The sequence below is a fragment of the Massilia sp. UYP11 genome (genome assembly GCF_050434805.1).
Classification (GTDB): Bacteria; Pseudomonadota; Gammaproteobacteria; order Burkholderiales; family Burkholderiaceae_D; genus Telluria.
In genome coordinates this window covers 73,154-93,870 of record NZ_JBNDJE010000004.1, presented here as the reverse complement: position 1 = coordinate 93,870, position 20,717 = coordinate 73,154, and the positions used below count along the sequence as shown (strand labels likewise).

Genomic DNA, 20,717 nt, shown 5'->3' with positions numbered 1-20,717 from the left:
GCAGCAATGGGATTCGCTTCGAAACTGACCACGAACTTGTTCGCGAAGAGCGATGCCGCCCTGGAGCCGGCGCCGGCCGGCGAGTCCCCTTCGGCGCCGCACCGGGATGCGGGAGGTTCGGCCACCGCCGCCGCGCGCCGGCTCGGGGGCTTTCGCAGCCGCAGCGCGACCGAGGCGCTGGCCGCGGAAAGCGGCGGCGATCTGCGCGCCGTCGCGATCGGCGGGCAGTTCCAGCCCAGCCGCCTGAACCTGCTGCTCGGCGCTTTTGTGGGCGGAGTGCTGCTGACCATGCTGGCGGCCTGGCAGAGTTCGGCGTTGGACGCCCGCCTGGCCGGCCAGAGCCAGGTGACCGGCGACGCCGTGATGCACTCCCAGCGTTTCGCCAAGGCGGCGCCGATCGCGCTGCGGGGCGACGCCGCCGCCTTCGACCAGCTCGAAGACAGCCGCACCCAGCTGGGCCGCGAACTGGACCTGCTGGCGCGCGGCGGCCAGTCGCCGAGCGGGCGCATCCCGGCCGCCAGCGGCGCGCGCGCGACAGAACTGCAACAGGCGATCGTGCTGTGGAACGCCTCGTCCAAGGCGGCCGCCAGCATCATCGCCAACAAGCGCAACCTGCTGGCCTTCGGCGTCAGCCTGCGCCAGTATGAAGAGGTGGGGCCAGAGTTGACCGCGATCGCCGAGCGCCTGCAAAAGGACGGCTCGAGCGACGCCCGGCGCCAGGTGGCGGCGCTGAGCATGCAGTCGCTGGCCCAGCGCCTGTCGGCCGGCACCCAGACCTTCACCACCCCGGGCTCGGCCCAGAACGCGGTGACCTACATCATGGGCGACATCGCCTCGCTGAGCGCGATCATCGACGGACTGCTCGATGGCGGCGGCAAGCTGGGCCTGGCGCCGCTGACCGACCTCGAACAGCGCATGCGCCTGGCGCGCACCCGCGACAGCTTCGATGAATACGTCAAGACCATCACCCCGCTGCTGGGCAATCTCACCAACTACGCCAGCGCACGCGCCGCCGAGCGCGTGATCTCGCGCGACAGCGAACAGCTGCGCGTCATGCTGGCCAGGCTCCACGCGGACTACCAGCGCGACCAGGCCGGCGCCAGCGGCTGGTTCTGGCTGACGGTCGGCGCCGCCCTGTTCACCCTGGTCGCGGCATTGGGCATCTCGCGCACCATGCTGCAGGACGCCGCCGCCCGTGCGCGCGCCGCCGAGGAACGCCGCCGCGAAGCCGAAGCGATGCGCCAGCTGGCCCAGGCCAAGGAAGAAGAAGCCAAGGCCACCAACGACCAGAACCAGGCCGCGATCCTGCGCCTGATGAACGAGCTGCAAGAAGTGGCGGACGGCGACCTGACGGTGCAGGCCACGGTGTCGGAAGACATCACCGGCGCGATCGCCGACTCGGTCAACTACACGGTCGAGGAATTGCGCGAGCTGGTGGTGCGCGTCATCAGGACCTCGGAACAGGTGGCGCGCGCCTCGAACGGCGCGCAGCAGGTCTCGACCGAGCTGCTGGGCGCGGCCGAGCGGCAGTCGCGCGAGATCCAGGATGCGTCCAGCACCACCATGCGCCTGGCCGGCCTGATCACCGACGTGTCGCGCTCGGCCCTGGAATCGGCCGACGTGGCGCGCCAGTCGGTGGCGGCGGCGGAGCAGGGCGCGACCGCGGTGCAGAATGCGATTCGCGGCATGCAGGAGATCCGCGAGCAGATCCAGGAAACCTCGAAGCGCATCAAGCGCCTGGGCGAATCCTCGCAGGAGATCGGCGAGATCACCGAGCTGATCTCGGACATCACCGAGCAGACCAACGTGCTGGCGCTGAACGCCGCGATCCAGGCCGCATCGGCGGGCGAAGCCGGGCGCGGCTTCTCGGTGGTGGCGGAAGAGGTGCAGCGCCTGGCGGAACGCTCGGGCGAGGCGGCCAAGCAGATCGGCGCGCTGGTGCGCACCATCCAGACCGACACCCACGACGCGGTGGCGGCCATGGAAAAATCGACCCAGGGCGTGGTCGAGGGCGCGCGCCTGTCGGATGCCGCGGGCGCCGCGCTGTCGGACATCTCGCGCGTGTCGAACCGCCTCGGTGACCTGATCGGGGACATGTCGAACGCCACCGACCGCCAGGCCAGCCAGGCCACCGGCGTGGCCGACAAGATGCAGCAGATCCTGTCGGTGACCGAACATACCCAGCAAGGCACGCGCCAGACCGCACAGTCGATTCATGAACTGGCTACCCTGGCCCAGGAGCTCAAGGATTCGGTGTCGCGCTTCCGCGTGGTATCCTGAGCGGCCCATGGTTACCCCGACCCCGACCTTGCCCCTGAGCCGCACCAGCTTCGACACCGGCCCCCTGTCCTGGGTCATCGGCGAAATCCGCGACGCCCTGGCGCGCGCGTCCACCGCCTTGCGCGAGGCCGCCGGGCGTTCGCCCGAGGCCCAGCCGACCCTGCTGCTGCACGCCAAGACCCACCTGCACCAGGCGCACGGCGCGCTGCAACTGGTCGACGTCGAAGGCGTCGGCACGTACACCGGCGCCGCCGAGGCGGTGCTGGAAGGGTTCAAGGATGGACGCTTGCTATGCACGCCGGATAGCGTGCAGGTGGTGCTGGACGCCTTCGGGGCGCTCGGCGAATACCTCGACGAACTGCTGGCCGGCATGCCGCAGCAGCCGGCGCGCCTGTTCCCGTATTACCGCGACATGGTCGAGCGCCAGGGCGAGCGCAAGGTGCACCCATCCGACCTGATGCCGCTCGACCTGTCGACCCTGCCGCAGTTGCCACCCTTGGCCGCGCCGGAGGGCGAAGGCGGGCTGGACGTCGCGGCCTGCCGCAGCCGTTTCGAGAAGGCGCTGCTGCCCTACCTGAAGGCCGCGGACGACGCCGGGCGAAAGAATCACGCCGCCGACCTGGTGGCCGCCATCGCGCCGATCGCAGCCACCCAGGACCCGCCGCGCGCGCGCCTGTTCTGGCAGGCGATGCATGCCTTCGCCACCGTGGTGGCCGACGGCCAGGTCGAGAGCGATCTCTACATCAAGCAGCTGTTTGGCCAGATCAACCTGCAATTGCGGCGCCTGGCCAAAGGCGAGACGGGCGCGCCCGAGGCGATGCTGCGCGACGCGCTGTTCTTCATCGCCGCCGCGCGCGAACCGGGACCCGCGGCGCGCGCGCTGCGCCAGGCCCTGGGCCTGGATGGCGCCGTGCCGCCCGACTATGCCGAGCGCCGCTACGGCAAGCTCGACCCGCAAGCCCTGCAGGAGGCGCGCGAAGCGCTGGCGCGCACCAAGTCGGACTGGGACCGCATCGCCGGCGAGGGCGCGCCGGACGCCGAGGTCGAGAGCGACTTCAACGATGCGCTGGCGCGCCTGGCCGGCGCCAGCGAAAAGCTGGGCGCCCCGGCGCTGGCCCAGCTGCTGCGCGAACTGGGCCGCGCCGCCAGCGACTCGGTGCAGTCGGGCCGCGACGACCAGTTCGGGCTCGAGATGGCGGCCGCCATGCTGTTCGTCGAGCATGGCCTGGACCAGCTGCGCCAGCTGCCCGAAGATTTCTCGGAGAATGCCGAAGCCGTCGGCGCGCGCCTGCTGGCGCTGGCCGCCGGCGAAACGCCGCCCGACGCCCCGCACTGGCAGGGCGAGCTGGCGCGCCAGATCCAGCAGGGCCAGACCGTGGCCGTGCTGGCCGCCGAAGTCAAGACGGGGCTGCGCCAGATCGAGAAGCTGCTCGACGACTACTACGACGACCAGGCCAGGCACCAGGTGCTCGAGCAGGCGGCGCCGGTCCTGCACCAGCTGCAGGGGGCGTTTGCCATCCTCGACCAGGACCAGGCGGTGCTGGCCGTGCGCCATGTCCAGGAGGCGGTGCAGCGGCTTTCCGCCAGCGCTGCGGACCTGACCGACCAGCACGCGTCGCTGCACAACATCGCCCAGAACATCGGCGCGCTCGGCTTCTTCGCCGACCTGCTGGCCCAGGACAGCGAGGCCGCGCGCGGCCGCTTCACGTTCGACCTCGATAAGCTTCTGTTGCGCGAGCTGCCGTTCGAGTTCGTCGCGGCGCCGCTTGAACCCGCGCCGGTGGATACGCCGGCGGACGGGCCGGCGCCGGCGCCCGAGGCCGCGGACGGCGTCGACGCCGAACTGCTCGGCATCTTCATCGCCGAAGCGCAGGAAGTGCTGGCCTTCGTGGTCGAGACCCTGCCGCGCGCGGCCGACGAGCCGTCCAGCCAGGAAATCCTGACCCAGCTGCGCCGCGGGTTCCATACGCTCAAGGGCAGCAGCCGCATGGTGGACCTGGAGGCCTTCGCCGCCACCGCCGCCGCCATCGAACGCGTGATGAACGTGTGGCTGGCCGACGGCCGTTCGGCCACCGCCGACCTGCTGGCCCTGCTGGCCCATGCCTATGCCGAACTCGATGCCTGGGTGGCCGAGCTGGCCGCCGGCCTCCTGCCGGCCCGCGATGGGGCGGTGCTGATCGTGGCGGCGGCGCGGGTGCAGGAGGGCGGACCGTTCGAGCCGCTGGCCGATGAAGTACAGGCCGACCAGGTGCAGGCTGACCAGGTGCAGGCCAATGCGCCGCTGGTGCTGGACGACATCATCGAAGCGTCGGCGCTCGACGACATTCCGCTGCTCGACGAGCCGCTGGCCATGCATGGCGACGATGGCGTCAGGCGCGTCGGCGACCTGGCCATCCCGCAGACCCTGCACGACGTCTACCTGGACGAAACCGAGGCGCTGTGCGGCGCCCTCGAACAAAGCCTCGGCGCGCTGCGCCGCGCACTGGACAAGGACGTGGTGCAGGACGCGGTGACGGCGGCGCATACCTTGTCGGGCACCTCGGCCACGGTCGGCTACGGCGCCCTGCGCGACCTCGCGCACGAGCTCGAGACGACGCTCGAGAAGCTGGCGGCGCCCGGCGTGAAGCTCGAGGACGGCCAGTTCGAGCTGTTCGATGCGACCCTGTCGCGCATGCGCACCATGCTGCAGGTATTCACCCTGGGCGAGCTGGCCCCGAGCCAGCCCGACCTGGTGGAACAGCTGGCGGCGCTGCGCGAGCGCCTGTCCAGCCAGCAGGCGGCGGCCCTGTATGGCGAGGCCGACCCGGCGCTGGCCAGCCAGCTCGACGCGCTGTTCGCGGCCGCCTACGAGCAGTTGCTGGGCGCGCCGCAGGCGCTCGACACGCCGCAGGCCCCGCCGGCACCGGCCGTGAGCGACGACGTCGAGGACCTGTCCGATTCCTTCCTCGATGACGCCTTCGCCGCGCCGCAGCTCGATCAGGCCGGCCCGCCGGGGCAGGAAGCCGGCTTCGTGGCCGTGACCCCGGACGAAGCGGTGCTGGCCGACGCGCCGGCGCAACCGCTGCCGGAAGCCGAGCCCGAACTCGAGCCCGAACCCGAGCCCGACCTGATCGGCGCCAGCCATGCCGACGAGATCGACCCGGACCTGCTGCCGGTGTTCCTGGAAGAGGCGGCGGACCTGTTGCCGCGCATCGGCCACGACTTGCGCCAGTGGCAGCAAGAGCCGGGCAATACCGCGATCGCGCAAGGCATGCAGCGCGACCTGCACACGGTCAAGGGCAGCGCGCGCATGGCCGGCGCGATGCGCCTGGGCCAGCACGCCCACGAGCTGGAAACCCAGATCGAGAACATGGTCCACGCCGGCACGTCCGCCTTGCCGGCCAGCGCCTTCGACGAACTGCTGGCCAACTACGACGCGGCGATGCTGCTGTTCGAGCTCTTGCAGCAACCGGCCCGCACCGATGCGGCGCAGGCCCAGGAGCAGGCGCAGGTGCCGCCGGCTCCGGAACCGGCCCGTGCGCCGCTGGTGCGGGTGCGCGCCGACATCCTCGACCGCGTGGTGAACCAGGCCGGCGAGGTGTCGATCACGCGCTCGCGCCTGGAAAACCAGATGGGCGCGCTCAAGGGTTCGCTGGGCGACTTCTCGGACAACGTGGCGCGCCTGCGGCGCCAGCTGCGCGAGATCGAGATGCAAGCCGAATCGCAGATCGCCTCGAAGCTGTCGATCTCGGGCGAACGCGAATTCGATCCGCTCGAATTCGACCGCTTCACGCGCCTGCAGGAACTCACGCGCATGCTGGCCGAGAGCGTCGACGACGTCGCCTCGTTCCAGGAGAGCCTGGCGCGCACGGTCGACGGCGCCAACGAGGAACTGGCCAGCCAGGCGCGCATGACGCGCGACCTGCAGCGCGACCTGATGCGGGTGCGGATGGTGCCGTTCGCCAGCCTGTCGGAACGCCTGTTCCGCGTCGCGCGCCAGACGGCCAAGGAAACCGACAAGCGCGTCAATCTCGACATCCGCGGCGGCGCCGTGGAAATCGACCGCGGCGTGCTGGAACAGATGGCCGCGCCCTTCGAGCACCTGCTGAGGAATGCGATCGTGCACGGCATCGAGCCGCGCGCGGCGCGCCGGGAGGCGGGCAAGACGGAGACGGGCGAATTGCTGGTGCAGGTCAGCCAGCACGGCAACGAAGTCATGATCGTGTTCGGCGACGACGGCGCAGGCCTGGACCTGGAGCGCATCCGCGCCAAGGCGCTGGCAAGCGGCCTGCTGGCCGCGCAGGACGCCGCTTCCGACCAGGACGTGATGGAACTGATCTTCGAGCCGGGCTTCTCGACGGCGGACACGCTGACCGAGCTGGCCGGCCGCGGCGTCGGCATGGACGTGGTGCGCTCCGAAGCCCAGGCGCTGGGGGGACGGGTGGCGGTGGTGTCCGAACCGGGGCGGGGCGCGCGCTTCACCATCACCCTGCCGCTCACCCTGGCCGTGGCGCAAGTGGTGCTGGTGACCGCCGGCGGGCGCACGCATGCGGTGCCGTCGACGCTGGTCGAGCGGGTGGAGCAGGTGCGCGAGCAGGACCTGGCGGCGGCGCGCGAGGCCGGCCATATTGCGCTGGCCGGCGCGACGCTGGCGCTATATGCGCTGCCGGCTCTGCTGGCTGAAGACGAAGATGAGGACGAGGACGAGCGGACGGCGGGCCGGCGTTCGACGCCGGTGCTGGTGCTCAACGGCGGCGCCAGCCGCATCGCGCTGCGCGTGGACGAGGTGCTGGGCAACCGTGAAGTGGTGGTCAAGAACATTGGGCCGCAGCTGTCGCGGGTGCCGGGCATCGCCGGCGCGACGGTGCTGGGCTCGGGCGAGGTGGTGCTGATCCTCGATCCGCTGGCATTGGCGCAGCAGCCGCAGGCCGCCGCCCAGGTGAAGCAGGAAGCCGCGCGCCAGGTGCGGCGTCCCACCGTGATGGTGGTCGACGATTCGCTCACGGTGCGCCGCGTGACCCAGCGCCTGCTGGAGCGCGAAGGCTATCGCGTGCAGCTGGCCAAGGACGGCGTCGAGGCGCTCGAACTCATTGGGCAGGGCGCGCCCGACCTGATGCTGGTCGACATCGAGATGCCGCGCATGGACGGCTTCGACCTGACGCGCAACGTGCGCGGCAATGATGCCACCAAGGACATCCCGATCATCATGATCACCTCGCGCACCGCGGACAAGCACCGCAACGTGGCGCTGGGGCTGGGCGTGAACGCCTATTACGGCAAGCCCTACCAGGAGCCGGTGCTGCTGGCGGCGATCGCCGGCTTGCTCGCGCGCGACGGTGGCGATCGCCGCGTGGACGGCGCGGCCGTCCTCCCTACGCGTTGACGGCTTTTTTCACCACCGCAAACCGTTCCAGCGTGCGCCTGCGCGCCGCGTCGTGGTCCACGACCGGCGCCGGATAATCCTGGCCCAGCACCACGCCGCGCTCGGCCAGCACGTCGGGTTTGACCTGCCATGGCGCGTGGATCTGCTTCGCATCGAGCTTGCCCAATTGCGGCAGGTGGCGCCGGATGAATTCGCCGTGCGGATCGAACCGCGTCGACTGCGTCACCGGATTGAAGATCCGGAACCAGGGCTGGGCATCGCAGCCGGTCGACGCCGCCCACTGCCAGCCGCCGTTGTTCGAGGCCAGCTCGTAGTCGTTCAGCATCAGGGCGAAATAGCGCTCGCCGCGGCGCCAGTCGATGCCGAGGTCCTTGGTGAGAAAACTGGCCGTGACCATGCGCAGCCGGTTGTGCATGAAGCCCGTCGTGTTCAGCTGCACCATGGCGGCGTCGACCAGCGGATAGCCGGTGCGGCCCTCGCACCAGGCCGCGAACAGGGCGTCGGCGTCCGGACCGGTATCCCACTGCAGCGCGTCGAAGCCCGGCTTGAACGCGCGTTCGACCACGTGCGGGTTCTGGGCCAGCACCATCGCATAGAAGTCGCGCCAGATGAGTTCGGACAACCAGACCGAGGCGCCGTCGCCGCCCGCGCCCGACAGTATCAATTGCTGCGCCGTGCGCACCAGGTGGCGGATCGAGGTGGTGCCGAAACGCAGGTGCGCCGACAGGCGCGAGGTGCCGTCCTCGGCCGGGAAATCGCGCGCGCGGCCGTAGTCCGCGATGTCTTCCACGAACGCCTCGAACAGCGCTTCGGCGCCCGCCATGCCGGCCTCCAGCGGCGGTTCGCCGGAAGTGAAACCGATGTCTTCGAGCGCAGGCAGGGCCGGGGCCGGCGCAGGGTCCAGGGTGGGCGGCGCGAACGCATGCGCGTAGGCATCCACCGGATACGCCGCCAGCGTCTCGGGGTGCGCCGCCAGCCGCTTGAGCCAGGCATTCTTGTAGGGCGTAAACACCGAGAACGGCTGTCCCGCCAGGGTCAGCACTTCGCCCTTCTCGAAGATGACCTGGTCCTTGTACGCGTGAAAGGTGCGGCCCTGCGCCGCCAGTCGCTGCGCCACGTCGCTGTCGCGCGCGATCGCGAGAGGTTCATAGTCGGTGCAGGCATGCACTGCGTCAACATCGAGTGCGTTCGCCAGCGCAATAACCTCATCCCGGGCGCTGCCGTGGCGCACGATGAGGTAGCCTCCAAGACGACGCAATTCCTCATCCAGGCTGGCCAGACTGGCGTGAATGAAGCGCAAGCGGCGATCGTCGCGCGGCAAGCCGTCGAGAATCTCGGTGTCGTACACGAAAACGCAGAATACCTGTTGCGAACCGCGCAAGGCGTGGTGCAGGGCGGCGTGGTCGAATGCGCGCAGGTCGCGCCGAAACCAGACTAAAGACTTGCTCAAATTCATTGCTGTGTGCGGGGTCAAGGTGGGAGCAGATTTTACTGTCTAGGATCGGACCGTGGTGTGCGCGTCGTGATGCTTCCGAGGGTGCTCCGGCCAAATGGGTGTAAACTAGGGAAAAGCGTAACGTTGTGCTGCAGTACCTTGGCAGTCGATCATGTTTTAACGTAAGAGTGCGCCTTTTGAGAGTATCCGTATGAAAAAAACCAAAGTTGGCAAAACTCTACCGATGCCGGGCATGCCCCGGGAGCAGGACGATCCACTCGCCAAGGCGGGCCCGCCAACATCCGGGCTCAATCTGGCGAACCACTTCCTGATCGCCATGCCATCGATCCAGGACCCGATCTTCGGTGGCACCGTCGTCTATGTCTGCGAGCACAACGACAAGGGTGTGCTGGGCGTGGTCATCAACAAGCCGACCGACATGACGATGGAAACCCTGTTCGACCGCGTCGAGCTGAAACTGGCCGAAGGCCTGCGCGCGACCGTGGTGGACGAGCCGATCATGTTCGGCGGACCGGTCCAGGACGACCGCGGTTTCGTGCTGCATTCGCCGGGCGGGCGCTATTCCTCGTCCCTCAACGTCACCGACGACGTCGCTTTCACGACCTCGATCGACGTGCTCGAAGCCGTCGCCAGCGGCGGCGGCCCGGCGCGCATGCTGGTCTCGATCGGCTACGCCGGCTGGAGCCCGGGCCAGCTCGAAGAAGAAATCTCGCGCAACGGCTGGCTGACGGTGGGCGCCGATGCGCGCGTGCTGTTCGACCTGCCGATCGAGGAACGCTACAACGCCGCCATCAAACTGCTGGGGATCGATCCCTTCATGCTCGCCACCGAAGCCGGTCATGCCTGACCAGATGTACCCGTATGGTTGCGCATGATGGTTGATATCGTTCTCGGCTTCGACTTCGGCGTCAAGCGGATCGGCATCGCCATGGGCAATACCCTGACCGGGCAGGCGCAGCCGCTGCGCGTGATTGCCGCCATCGACAACGCCACCCGCTTCAGGATCATCGGCGAGCTGATCGAGCAGTGGCGCCCCGCGCGCCTGGTGGTGGGCGAGCCGCGCCATCCCGACGGCGCCGAACACGACATGACCCTGCGCAGCCGCCGCTTCGCCAACCAGCTGCATGGCCGCTTCAACCTGCCGGTCGAGCTGGTCGACGAGCGCTATTCGTCGGCCGTGATCGCGGCCAGGCGCGGCGACGTCATCGACGACAAGGCGGCCGCCATCATTTTGCAGCAATACTTCGACGCCTCTCCTTAGCCGCATCTTTTCAACCTTATGCCAACAACCAACCTCAACTTCGACGCCGAGGCGCTCTACCGCGAGCTGCTGGCCCAGGTCCGCGCGGGCCTGGGCGGCGTGCCGGACGTCGCCATCGTCGGCATCCATTCGGGCGGCGCCTGGCTGGCCGAACGCCTGGCGCGCGACCTCGACCTCACCGCCCGCCTGGGCTCGATCGACGTGTCGTTCTACCGCGACGACTATGCGCGCAAGGGCCTGCACCCGGACGTGAAGCCGACCCACATCCGCTTCCCGGTCGACGGCGCCACGGTCGTGCTGGTCGACGACGTGCTGCAGACCGGCCGCACCACGCGCGCCGCGATCAACGTGCTGTTCGACTACGGTCGGCCAAGCTGCATCAAACTGGCCGCGCTGGCCGACCGCGGCGGGCGCGAGCTGCCGGTGGCGGCCGATTTCGTCGGCACCCACGTGTCGCTCGCGGCCAACCAGTCGCTGTGCCTGCAGCGCGACGACACAGGCCAACTCTCGCTGACCATCGAACAAGACAATGCCGACCCTGCACAATAATCCGCAACTGAACAAGAACGGCGAGCTGCAACACCTGCTCACCATCGAAGGACTCAAGAAGTCGCACATCGACCACATCCTCGACACCGCATCGAGCTTCGTCGGCATCTCCGACCGCGAAGTCAAGAAAGTCCCGCTCATGCGCGGCAAGAGCGTGTTCAACCTGTTCTTCGAAAACTCGACGCGCACCCGCACCACCTTCGAGATCGCCTCGAAGCGCCTGTCGGCCGACGTCATCAACCTGAACATCCAGGCCTCGTCGACCACCAAGGGCGAGTCGCTGCTCGACACCATCGACAACCTGGCCGCGATGCACGCCGACATGTTCGTGGTGCGCCACGCGCAGTCGGGCGCGCCCTACATGATCGCCCAGCACCTGAACCGCACCCGTTCCGACGTGCACGTGGTGAACGCCGGCGACGGCCGCCACGCCCACCCGACCCAGGGTCTGCTGGACATGTACACGATCCGGCACTACAAGAAGGATTTCACCAACCTGCGCGTGGCCATCGTCGGCGACATCCTGCACAGCCGCGTGGCGCGCTCGGACATCCATGCCCTGACCACGCTGGGCGTGCCCGAAGTGCGCGCCATCGGCCCGCACACCCTGCTGCCGGGCGGCCTGGAGCAGATGGGCGTGCGCACCTTCACGAACATGGAAGAAGGCCTGAAGGACGTCGACGTCATCATCATGCTGCGCCTGCAGAACGAGCGCATGAGCGGCGCGCTGCTGCCCTCGGCCCAGGAATACTTCAAGAGCTATGGCCTGACGCCGGAGCGCCTGGCGTTGGCGAAACCGGACGCGATCGTGATGCACCCGGGCCCGATGAACCGCGGCGTCGAGATCGACTCGGCGGTGGCGGACGGCGCCCAGGCGGTGATCCTGCCGCAGGTGACTTTCGGGATCGCGGTACGGATGGCGGTGATGAGCATTTTGGCAGGAACCCACGCATGAAACTTCATATCAAGAACGGGCGAGTGATCGACCCGGCGAACGGCATCGACGCCACGCAAGACCTGTTCATCGCCGACGGCAGGATCGCCGCGCTCGGCGCCGCGCCCGCGGGCTTCACCGCCGACCAGACCATTGACGCCGCCGGCCTGGTGGTCGCCCCCGGCCTGGTCGACCTGTCGGCGCGCCTGCGCGAGCCGGGCTACGAATACAAGGCCACGCTCGAGTCCGAACTGCAGGCCGCGATGCAGGGCGGCGTGACCACGCTGGTGTGCCCGCCCGACACCGATCCGGTGCTCGACGAGCCGGGCCTGGTCGAGATGCTCAAGCACCGCGCGCGCATGCTCGACCAGGCCAATGTGCACCCGCTGGGCGCGCTGACCGTGGGCCTGAAGGGCCAGGCGCTGACCGAGATGGCCGAACTCACCGAAGCCGGCTGCATCGGCTTCGCCCAGGCCGAGGAACCGATCCTGGACACCACCGTGCTGCTGCGCGCCATGCAGTATGCGAAGACCTTCGGCTATACCGTGTGGCTGCGTCCGCAAGACGCCCACGTCGGCCGCGGCGGCGTGGCCCACAGCGGCCCGCTGGCCTCGCGCCTGGGCCTGTCGGGCGTGCCGGTGATGTCCGAAACCATCGCGCTGCACACGATCTTCGAGCTGATGCGCGCCACCGGCGCGCGCGTGCACCTGTGCCGCATCTCGTCCGCCGCCGGCCTGGACCTGATTCGCGCCGCCAAGCGCGAAGGCCTGGACCTGAGCGCCGACGTCGGCGTGCACCACCTGCACATGACCGACGCCGACATCGGCTTCTTCGATTCCAACGCGCGCCTGACCCCGCCGCTGCGCTCGCAGCGCGACCGCGACGCGATCCGTGCGGCCGTGCTGGACGGCACCGTGGACGCGGTCTGCTCCGACCATACCCCGGTCGACGACGACGAGAAGCTGCTGCCGTTCGGCGAAGCCTCGCCCGGCGCCACGGGCCTGGAGCTGCTGCTCAGCCTCATGCTCAAGTGGGCCGAGGACCAGCAACATGGTGCGGATGGCGACAAGGCCCTGGCCCTGGCGCTCAGCCGCGTCACGCGTGAACCGGCCCGCATCGCCGGCCTGCCGGGCGGCACCCTGGGCGTCGGCGCGGCGGCCGATGTCGTGCTGTTCGACCCGACCGCGCGCTGGAAGGTGGAGGGCAAGACCCTGGCCAGCCAGGGCAAGCACACGCCTTTCCTCGGCTACGAGCTGGCCGGACAGGTCAAGGCCACCATCGTGCGCGGCCGCGTGGCGTACCAGCGCTGATCCACCCGGGACGGCGCGCTCGTCATGATGCCGCCGTCCTCACCGTTCTCACTATTTTGAAGATCCGCCTTGCCTGGCGCCTCGCGCGCGTCGTCGTCCACTTGTGCGAGGGTCTGGCGACCTGTGCGCTGGTGTTTCCCTTCTCTTCGTCCAGTCGCCGTGCGCGCCTGACGCGCGGCTGGTCGCGCCGGCTGCTGCGCCTGTGCCGGGTCGAGGTCGAGCACGCGGGCGGCGTGCCGGCCCTCGAACACGCGCTGGTGGTGGCCAACCACGTGTCCTGGCTCGACATCTTCGTCATCAATGCCCTCGATCCCTGCCGCTTCGTGGCCAAGGCCGAGATCCGTTCCTGGCCGGTGATGGGCTGGCTGGCGGCCGGCGCCGGCACCGTGTTCATCGCGCGCGGCAACCGGCGCGAGCTGCGCCACGTGTTCAAGGGATTGGTCGAGGTGCTGCAACAAGGGGAACGAGTCGCCTTGTTCCCGGAAGGGACGACCGGCCTGCAGGGCGGGGTGCTGCCCTTCCACGCCAACCTGTTCGAGGCCGCGATCGACGCCGGCGTGCCGGTGCAGCCGTATGCGCTGGCCTATGTGGATGCCGATGGCGGCCTGCACCCGTCGATCGAGTACGTGGGCGACACGACCTTCGTCGACAGCCTGCTGCGCATCCTGCAGGGCCCGCCCGTGAAGGCGCGCCTGGCCTGCCTGGCGCCGCTGGACAGCCATGGCGCGCACCGGCGCGAACTGGCGCAGGCGGCGCAGGAAGCGGTGGCGGCGGCGGTCATGCGGCCGGGATAGGCTCCAGGCAAGCTATCGCCGCGTGGACGGCAAGCCGGTTACCTACCGCTTCTTGCCGCCGTGTTCGCGGTACTCGGGACAATCCACCTGCAACAGCGTGCGGTCGTCCAGGCAGACCGCCGTCAGCTTGCCGCCCCACACGCAGCCGCTATCGAGGCCGATCAGGTTCGGCCGCTGCACCAGGCCCAGCGCCGACCAGTGGCCGAACACCACCGTCACGTCCTGGGTGCCGCGCTGCGGCAGGTCGAACCAGGGCAACAGGCCGCTGCCGGCCGGGCCGGCGTCGCTTTCCTTGTGCTTGAAGTCCATCGTGCCGTCCGGCGCGCACAGGCGCATGCGGGTGAGGGCGTTGACGATGCAGCGCAGGCGCTCGATGCCCACCAGACCATCGTCCCAGCGGTCCGGCAGGTTGCCGTACATCGCGCCCAGGAAATCGATCCAGCCGTCGCCGCGCAGTGCGGCCTCCACCTCGCCGGCCAGCGCCATGGTCTGGCGCGCGTCCCATTGCGGCGCCACGCCGGCGTGCACCAGCAGGTGGGCGTCGACGAACATCGCCAGCGGCCGCTGGCGCAGCCAGGCGATCAATGCGTCGCGGTCGGGCGCGGCCAGGATCTCGTCGAGGGTGTCGGAGCGGCTCAGGCGCCGCACGCCGGCCGCCACCGCGATCAGGTGCAGGTCGTGGTTGCCGAGCAGGGCTTCCACGCGCCCGCCGCTCGATTCCGATAACGCCTTCATGCGCCGCAGCGCGGTGAGCGAATCGGGACCGCGATTGATCAGGTCTCCCACGAACAGGATGCGCGCATCCGGGCCTGCCGTCGCGAAGATCTGGTCGAGGAGCAGTTGCGCTTCGTGCGCGCAACCCTGGAGGTCGCCAATGGCGTAGGTTTTCATATTTGAGATTTGGCCTGTGAAGCTGCTGTTGCCTTTGCGGATACTAAATGATTTTACCCGCCGGCGCTGTCGCCGGCCCCGCGCGCGTGGATCCACGCGCCTGACTCGTGTCCGAAATGCGTGCGCATCGACACTTTTTGACTCGCTTCCAACACGACGGGCGTGTTAAATCCGTGCGCCCGGAAATGGCGTTCCATTCCGGTACAATGAATACAGCTTCCTTCGCGGCTTCCTTCGCGGCTTTTCCTCCCGTGAATAGCGTGCACTGGCCGTTCCATTTGCCAACCGCCGCTGCCGTAGCTCCACATACAGGCATCGAAAGAAAACAATAATGTTCTCGTTTTTCGTGAGCTTCCTTTCCTGCGCATTGTTGACGCTGCTGGTTATCAAGACCGCGCGAAAACATGGGATGGGGCTGGATGGCGATTTCGGCGGCGTGCAGAAAGTGCACTCGCACGCGGTCGCGCGTATCGGCGGCATTCCGATTTTTCTCGCGGTGGTGGTGGCGTCCGGGATATCGATCCTGCGCGAGCCGCAAATGATGGCATGGCTCGCCACCCTGATCGCCTGCGCCACGATCGCGCTCGCCGGCGGCATCGCCGAAGATTGCACCGGCCGCGTTTCTCCGCTGCGCCGGCTGGTGCTGACGATGATCGCGGCGGCGCTCGGCTACTGGCTGCTCGATGCGCGCGTCGGCCGGGTCGACCTGCCGTGGGCCGTGCTGCCGGTCGAGATGCTGTGGATCGCGCTGCCGCTGACGATGCTGGCGGTGGCGGGCATCGCCAATGCCATCAACATCATCGATGGCTTCAATGGCCTGGCCGGCGTGATCAGCATCTTCATGCTGCTGTCGCTGTCCTATGTGGCGCTGCAGGTGGGCGATATGTTCGTGCTGGTGGCGGCCCTGATCGTGGCCGGCGCCACCGCCGGCTTCCTGATCTGGAACTATCCGGTGGGGCTGATCTTCCTGGGCGACGGCGGCGCCTATTTCATCGGCTTCCTGCTGGGCGAGCTGGCGCTGCTGCTGGTGATGCGCAATCCCGGCGTGTCGACCTGGTATGCGGCGCTGTTACTGATATATCCGGCTTTCGAAACGATATTCTCCGCTTATCGCCGCATGTTTGTGCGCGGTAAGTCGCCGGCGATGCCGGATGGTATTCACCTGCACAGTTTGATATTCCGCCGTATCGTGCAATGGACGGTGGGGCCGCGTGAAGCACGCGCATTGATGAAGCGCAATGCGCGCACCTCTCCTTATTTATGGCTGTTTTCATTGCTGGCGGTGATACCGGCAACGGTGTTCTGGAAAAACACGACGGCCCTGATGTTCTTCTGTTTGTTGTTTATAATCAGTTACCTCTGGTTGTATGGTCGTATTGTTCGATTCAGGTCCCCACGCTGGCTTTTTTTAAGCAAGAAAGACTAGCCCTGGTTTATTGATGTATTATATTGCGAGAATTGGTGAGAATTCACTAGATTCGCTAATTGCTGAATCTGCATTTAATCTTTAACGAATGAGGAACGATGATGGATCTGTCGAATATGTCGCTGGGCGATTTGCGCAACCTGCAGGAACAAATCAAGCAGGAGATGAAGAAGCGCGAAGTCCAGGAAGTGCAAAAAGCACGCGAGCAAATCCTGGCCATTGCCCAAAGCGTCGGCATGCCGCTGAAAGACCTGATGGCCGCCACCGGCCGCGGTTCGAAAGGCGCCACCGTCGCCGTGCGCTATCGCCATCCGGACGATTCCAGCCTGCAGTGGACCGGCCGCGGCCGCCAGCCGAAGTGGGTCAAGGAATGGGTCGAAGGCGGCAAGTCGATCGACGACCTGCGCGTCTGATCGCATTTCCCCTGCGCTGCGGAACGTCGCTTTCCGCCGCGCGGGCGGTGGCGGCAGTCCGCCAGGCGCCGGGCGCTTTCCAGGCCGCCCGTTTTCCGCCACTCCTCCGCGCGCCGGTCCCACGGCGCCAGCGCTTGCCGGTACAATAGCAAGCGATTTTTTATCATTCCTCCAACATCCGGCGATGACCACGGTCGATCAAGCGACCGGTGCATGCCTCTCAAGAATTCCAAGGAAGAACATGGTTGCTCTCTCGAAAACGATTTTCAAGGCCTATGACATTCGCGGCATCATCGGCAAGACCCTGGATGCGGGCATCGCGCGTCACATCGGCCATGCCTTCGGCGCCGCCGCGCTGGCCAAGGGAGAGCGCAAGGTCGTGATCGGCCGCGACGGCCGCCTGTCGGGCCCGGAACTGTGCGCCGCCCTCTCCGAGGGCTTGCGCGACGCCGGCGTCGACGTGATCGACCTGGGCATGGTCGCCACCCCGATGGTGTATTTCGGAACGAACGTCCTGGAAACCCGCTCGGGCATCATGGTCACCGGCAGCCACAACCCGCCCGACTACAACGGCTTCAAGATGGTGATGGCGGGCGAGGCGATCTATGGCGAGGCGATCACCGGCCTGCACGACAGCATCGCGGCGCGGATCGGTAGCGATGATGGCAAGATCGCCGCGCAGCGCGGCGGCTACAGCACCCACGACATCCGCGCCGCCTACATCGAGCGCATCGTCGGCGACGTCAAGCTGGCGCGGCCGATCAAGATCGTGGTCGACTGCGGCAACGGCGTCGCCGGCGCCTTCGCGCCCGAGCTGTTTACCCGCATGGGCGCCGAGGTGGTCGAGCTGTTCTGCGACGTCGACGGCACCTTCCCGAACCATCACCCGGACCCGGCCCACCCGGAAAACCTGCAGGACGTGATTCGCGCGCTGCAAGAGACCGACGCCGAGATCGGTCTGGCCTTCGACGGCGACGGCGACCGCCTGGGCCTGGTCACCAAGGATGGGCAGATCATCTTCCCGGACCGCCAGATGATGCTGTTCGCGGCCGACGTCCTGTCGCGCAACCCGGGCGCCGAGATCCTGTACGACGTCAAGTGCACGCGCCACCTCGCGCCCTACATCGAGAAGAATGGCGGCAAGCCGCTGATGTGGAAGACCGGCCACTCGCTGGTCAAGGCCAAGCTGAAGGAAACCGGCGCCCCGCTGGGCGGCGAGATGAGCGGCCACATCTTCTTCAAGGACCGCTGGTACGGCTTCGACGACGGCCTGTATGCCGGCGCGCGCATGCTCGAGATCCTGACCAAGGGCCAGAACCCGTCGGCACTGCTCAACGGCCTGCCGCTCGCCAGCAGCACCCCGGAGCTGCACCTGCAGCTGCAGGAAGGCGAGAACTTCGCCCTGATCGACCAGCTGCGCCGCGACGCCGTCTTCCCGACCTCGCAGATGATCAACGACATCGACGGCCTGCGCGTCGAGTACGCGGACGGCTTTGGCCTGGCGCGCTCGTCGAACACGACCCCGGTCGTGGTGCTGCGCTTCGAGGGCGAGAATCCGGAGGCGCTCGCGCGCATCCAGTCCGAGTTCAAGAGCGTGATCCTGGCTGCCAGGCCGGACGCCGAACTGCCGTTCTAAGCGCCGTTGCAAGGATAATCGCTTGAAGATCCTACTGGTGCGGGTGTCGTCGCTGGGCGACGTGCTGCACAACCTGCCGATGGTGGCCGACCTGCAGCGCCGCCATCCGGGCGCCACGGTCGACTGGGTGGTCGAAGAAGGCTACGTCAGCCTGGTGCGCCTGAATCCGCACGTGCGCAAGGTGATCCCCTGGGCCCTGCGGCGCTGGCGCAAGAGCCTGGGCAAGAGGCAGACGCGGGCCGAGATCCGCGCTTTCTTTCGCACCCTGCGCGAGGAAGAGTACGACTATGTGTTCGACACCCAGGGCCTGCTCAAGACCGGCATCGTCATGGGCGCGGCGCGCGTGCGCAAGGGCGGCAAGAAGGTCGGCCTGGCCAACGGCAGCGAAGGCTCGGGCTATGAAGGCGTCTCGCGCATCTTTCACACCGACAGCATTCCCCTGAGTCCGCGCACCCACGCGGTGGCGCGCGGACGGCTGGTGGCGGCAGCGGCGCTCGACTATCCGGTCGATACGGCGCCCGACTTCGGCCTGCCGGCGCCGGATGCGGCGACGCGTCCGGCCTTTTTGCCGCGGGAAGACTACGCCGTGTTCTTCCACGGCACGGCGCGCGCGGCCAAGAAGTGGGCGCACGCCAACTGGGTCGCGCTCGGCAAGGCGCTGGCGCCGATGCCGGTGCTGCTGCCCTGGGGTTCGGAAGCCGAGCGCCTCGACGCCGAGGCGCTGGCCGCCGCCATCCCGAACGCGCGCGTGCTGCCCAGGCTGTCGATGATGGACGCGGTGGCCCTGGCCCAGCACGCGCGGCTCGCGGTCGGCGTCGACACCGGCCTGACCCACATCGCGGCCGCTTTCGTGCGGCCGACGATCGAGATCTACTGCGATTCGCCGAAGTGGAAGACCGAAGGCAACTGGTCCGAGCGCATCGTCAACCTGGGCGACCTGGGCGCGCCGCCATCCGTCGACGAGGTGGCGGCGGCCGCGCGCCGCCTGCTGGCAGCGGCATGAACCGCAGGCTGTATTCAGGCCTGTGGTGGCTGGCGCTGCCGGTGGTGCTGGGCCGCCTGTGGTGGCGCGGGCGCAAGGAGCCGGGCTACCGCGCGCACTGGGGCGAGCGCCTTGCCCTTGGCGGCCCGGCGCCGGGAGAGCGGCCCACGATCATGGTGCACGCCGTGTCGGTCGGCGAGACGCGCGCGGCCGAGCCGCTGGTCGATGCGCTCCTGGCCGCCTATCCCGACTATCGCATCCTGTTGACCCATATGACGCCGACCGGACGCGCCACCGGCCAATCCCTGTTCGCCCACCACGGCGAGCGCGTGGTCCAGAGCTACCTGCCGTACGACACGGCCGGCATGACGCGGCGCTTCCTGCGCCGCCACCGCCCGCGCGCCTGCATCCTGATGGAAACCGAGGTCTGGCCCAACCTGATCCGCGCCTGCCGGCTGCAGGGCGTGCCGACCGTGCTGGCCAATGCCCGCCTGTCCGAAAAGTCCCTCGCGCGCGGCCGCAAGGCGGGCGCCGTGATGCTGGAAGCGGCGCGCGGCTTCACGCTGGTCGCGGCCCAGACCGAGGTTGACGCCGAACGTATCCGCTCGCTCGGCGCGCCGAACGTGGTGGTCACCGGCAGCGTCAAGTTCGACGTGACGCCGCCGCCGGCGGCGCTGGAAAAGGGCGACTGGTTGCGCAGCCGTATCCGTTCCGGTGGCCCGGAACGGCCCGTATTCCTGTGCGCCAGCACGCGCGAGGGCGAGGAAGCGCTGATTCTCGACGCCTGGCGGCGCATGCCCGGCAAGCCGGCCGGCGCGCTCCTGGCGATCGTGCCGCGCCATCCGCAGCGCTTCGACGAGGTCGCTTCCCTGGTCGCGGCGCGCGGATTCACGCTGGCGCGGCGCTCGCAGCTCGACCAGGACCACGGCGTGGACGGCGCCGAGGTGCTGCTGGGCGACTCGATGGGCGAGATGTTCGCCTATTACGCGGCCTGCGATTGCGCCTATATCGGCGGCAGCCTGCTGCCGCTTGGCGGCCAGAACCTGATCGAGGCCTGCGCGCTGGGTAAACCGGTGCTGGTGGGCGAGCATACGTTCAACTTCCTCGACGCCACGGCCGAAGCGGTGGACGATGGCGCCGCGCTGCGGGCGCCCAACGCCGACGCCCTGGTGGCGCAGGCCGTGCGCCTGCTGGGCGACGGCGCGGCGCGGATGGCGATGGGGGAGAGGGCGCTGGCCTTCGCGCGCCGCCACCGCGGGGCGACCCTGCGCACTGTTGAACTCGTGCAACGGTATATCCGGTAGGTTTTGTTACCATTCCAAACTGCACGGTACAAAACAAAAGGGGACGCGCCATGTTGTCGTTCAATCACCCGAGGCCGGCCGAACGTGCCAGGCCCGCGGTTTTCCCAACGTCGGTTTTG

Annotated in this window: 15 protein-coding genes; 13 read left to right on the top strand and 2 right to left on the bottom strand. The window is 68.3% G+C overall.

Translation table 11 applies throughout. The features are described from left to right. Positions 1-6 precede the first annotated feature (6 nt). Positions 7-2,280 carry a methyl-accepting chemotaxis protein gene (locus tag ABIB38_RS09230; RefSeq protein ID WP_429203463.1) on the top strand — a complete coding sequence of 758 codons (2,274 nt, stop codon included), beginning with the start codon at positions 7-9 and terminating at the stop codon, positions 2,278-2,280. Between the two features lie 7 nt (positions 2,281-2,287). After that, complete coding sequence (locus tag ABIB38_RS09225) at positions 2,288-7,642, top strand: Hpt domain-containing protein (RefSeq protein WP_429203462.1); 5,355 nt, start codon at positions 2,288-2,290, stop codon at positions 7,640-7,642. Here the strand turns inward: ABIB38_RS09225 and ABIB38_RS09220 are convergent. After that, the gene (locus ABIB38_RS09220) at positions 7,632-9,098 is read right to left on the bottom strand and encodes a cryptochrome/photolyase family protein (RefSeq protein ID WP_429203461.1); all 1,467 of its coding nucleotides are present in this window, start codon (positions 9,096-9,098) and stop codon (positions 7,632-7,634) included. The two genes, ABIB38_RS09225 and ABIB38_RS09220, sit on opposite strands and share 11 nt — an antisense overlap. A gap of 232 nt (positions 9,099-9,330) precedes the next feature. Here ABIB38_RS09220 and ABIB38_RS09215 point away from each other — a divergent pair, with 232 nt between their 5' ends. Genes ABIB38_RS09215 through ABIB38_RS09190 form a run of 6 tightly spaced genes read left to right on the top strand, consistent with a single transcriptional unit; the run spans position 9,331 to position 13,946 of the window. Further along, positions 9,331-9,945, top strand: a complete 615-nt coding sequence (locus ABIB38_RS09215) for a YqgE/AlgH family protein (RefSeq protein WP_429203702.1) — start codon at positions 9,331-9,333, stop codon at positions 9,943-9,945. 27 nt (positions 9,946-9,972) lie between these two features. Next, complete coding sequence (gene ruvX / locus ABIB38_RS09210; protein ID WP_429203701.1) at positions 9,973-10,359, top strand: Holliday junction resolvase RuvX; 387 nt, start codon at positions 9,973-9,975, stop codon at positions 10,357-10,359. An 18-nt stretch (positions 10,360-10,377) separates the two neighbouring features. Beyond that, positions 10,378-10,908, top strand: a complete 531-nt coding sequence (gene pyrR, locus ABIB38_RS09205; protein WP_429203460.1) for a bifunctional pyr operon transcriptional regulator/uracil phosphoribosyltransferase PyrR — start codon at positions 10,378-10,380, stop codon at positions 10,906-10,908. After that, complete coding sequence (locus tag ABIB38_RS09200; RefSeq protein WP_429203459.1) at positions 10,889-11,863, top strand: aspartate carbamoyltransferase catalytic subunit; 975 nt, start codon at positions 10,889-10,891, stop codon at positions 11,861-11,863. The genes pyrR and ABIB38_RS09200 overlap by 20 nt, the downstream gene beginning before the upstream one ends. After that, a complete protein-coding gene (locus ABIB38_RS09195; RefSeq protein WP_429203458.1) occupies positions 11,860-13,152 on the top strand; it encodes a dihydroorotase in 1,293 nt (430 codons plus the stop codon). Before ABIB38_RS09200 ends, ABIB38_RS09195 begins: the two co-directional genes overlap by 4 nt. Before the next feature lie 56 nt (positions 13,153-13,208). Further along, positions 13,209-13,946 carry a lysophospholipid acyltransferase family protein gene (locus ABIB38_RS09190; protein WP_429203457.1) on the top strand — a complete coding sequence of 246 codons (738 nt, stop codon included), beginning with the start codon at positions 13,209-13,211 and terminating at the stop codon, positions 13,944-13,946. A 42-nt stretch (positions 13,947-13,988) separates the two neighbouring features. Here ABIB38_RS09190 and ABIB38_RS09185 read toward each other — a convergent pair whose 3' ends face one another. Continuing rightward, complete coding sequence (locus ABIB38_RS09185; RefSeq protein ID WP_429203456.1) at positions 13,989-14,837, bottom strand: symmetrical bis(5'-nucleosyl)-tetraphosphatase; 849 nt, start codon at positions 14,835-14,837, stop codon at positions 13,989-13,991. A 331-nt stretch (positions 14,838-15,168) separates the two neighbouring features. Between ABIB38_RS09185 and ABIB38_RS09180 the strand changes: the two genes are divergently transcribed. The 5 genes from ABIB38_RS09180 (at position 15,169) to waaA (ending at position 20,598) form a co-directional block, all read left to right on the top strand. Beyond that, complete coding sequence (locus ABIB38_RS09180) at positions 15,169-16,263, top strand: MraY family glycosyltransferase (RefSeq protein WP_429203455.1); 1,095 nt, start codon at positions 15,169-15,171, stop codon at positions 16,261-16,263. 101 nt (positions 16,264-16,364) lie between these two features. Then, on the top strand, positions 16,365-16,676 hold the full coding sequence (locus tag ABIB38_RS09175; protein WP_429203700.1) for an H-NS family nucleoid-associated regulatory protein: 312 nt from the start codon (positions 16,365-16,367) through the stop codon (positions 16,674-16,676). A 241-nt stretch (positions 16,677-16,917) separates the two neighbouring features. Next, a complete protein-coding gene (locus ABIB38_RS09170) occupies positions 16,918-18,312 on the top strand; it encodes a phosphomannomutase/phosphoglucomutase (protein ID WP_429203454.1) in 1,395 nt (464 codons plus the stop codon). 22 nt (positions 18,313-18,334) lie between these two features. Continuing rightward, a complete protein-coding gene (waaC, locus tag ABIB38_RS09165; RefSeq protein ID WP_429203453.1) occupies positions 18,335-19,315 on the top strand; it encodes a lipopolysaccharide heptosyltransferase I in 981 nt (326 codons plus the stop codon). Then, positions 19,312-20,598 carry a lipid IV(A) 3-deoxy-D-manno-octulosonic acid transferase gene (gene waaA / locus ABIB38_RS09160; protein ID WP_429203452.1) on the top strand — a complete coding sequence of 429 codons (1,287 nt, stop codon included), beginning with the start codon at positions 19,312-19,314 and terminating at the stop codon, positions 20,596-20,598. The genes waaC and waaA overlap by 4 nt, the downstream gene beginning before the upstream one ends. Positions 20,599-20,717: the final 119 nt, after the last annotated feature.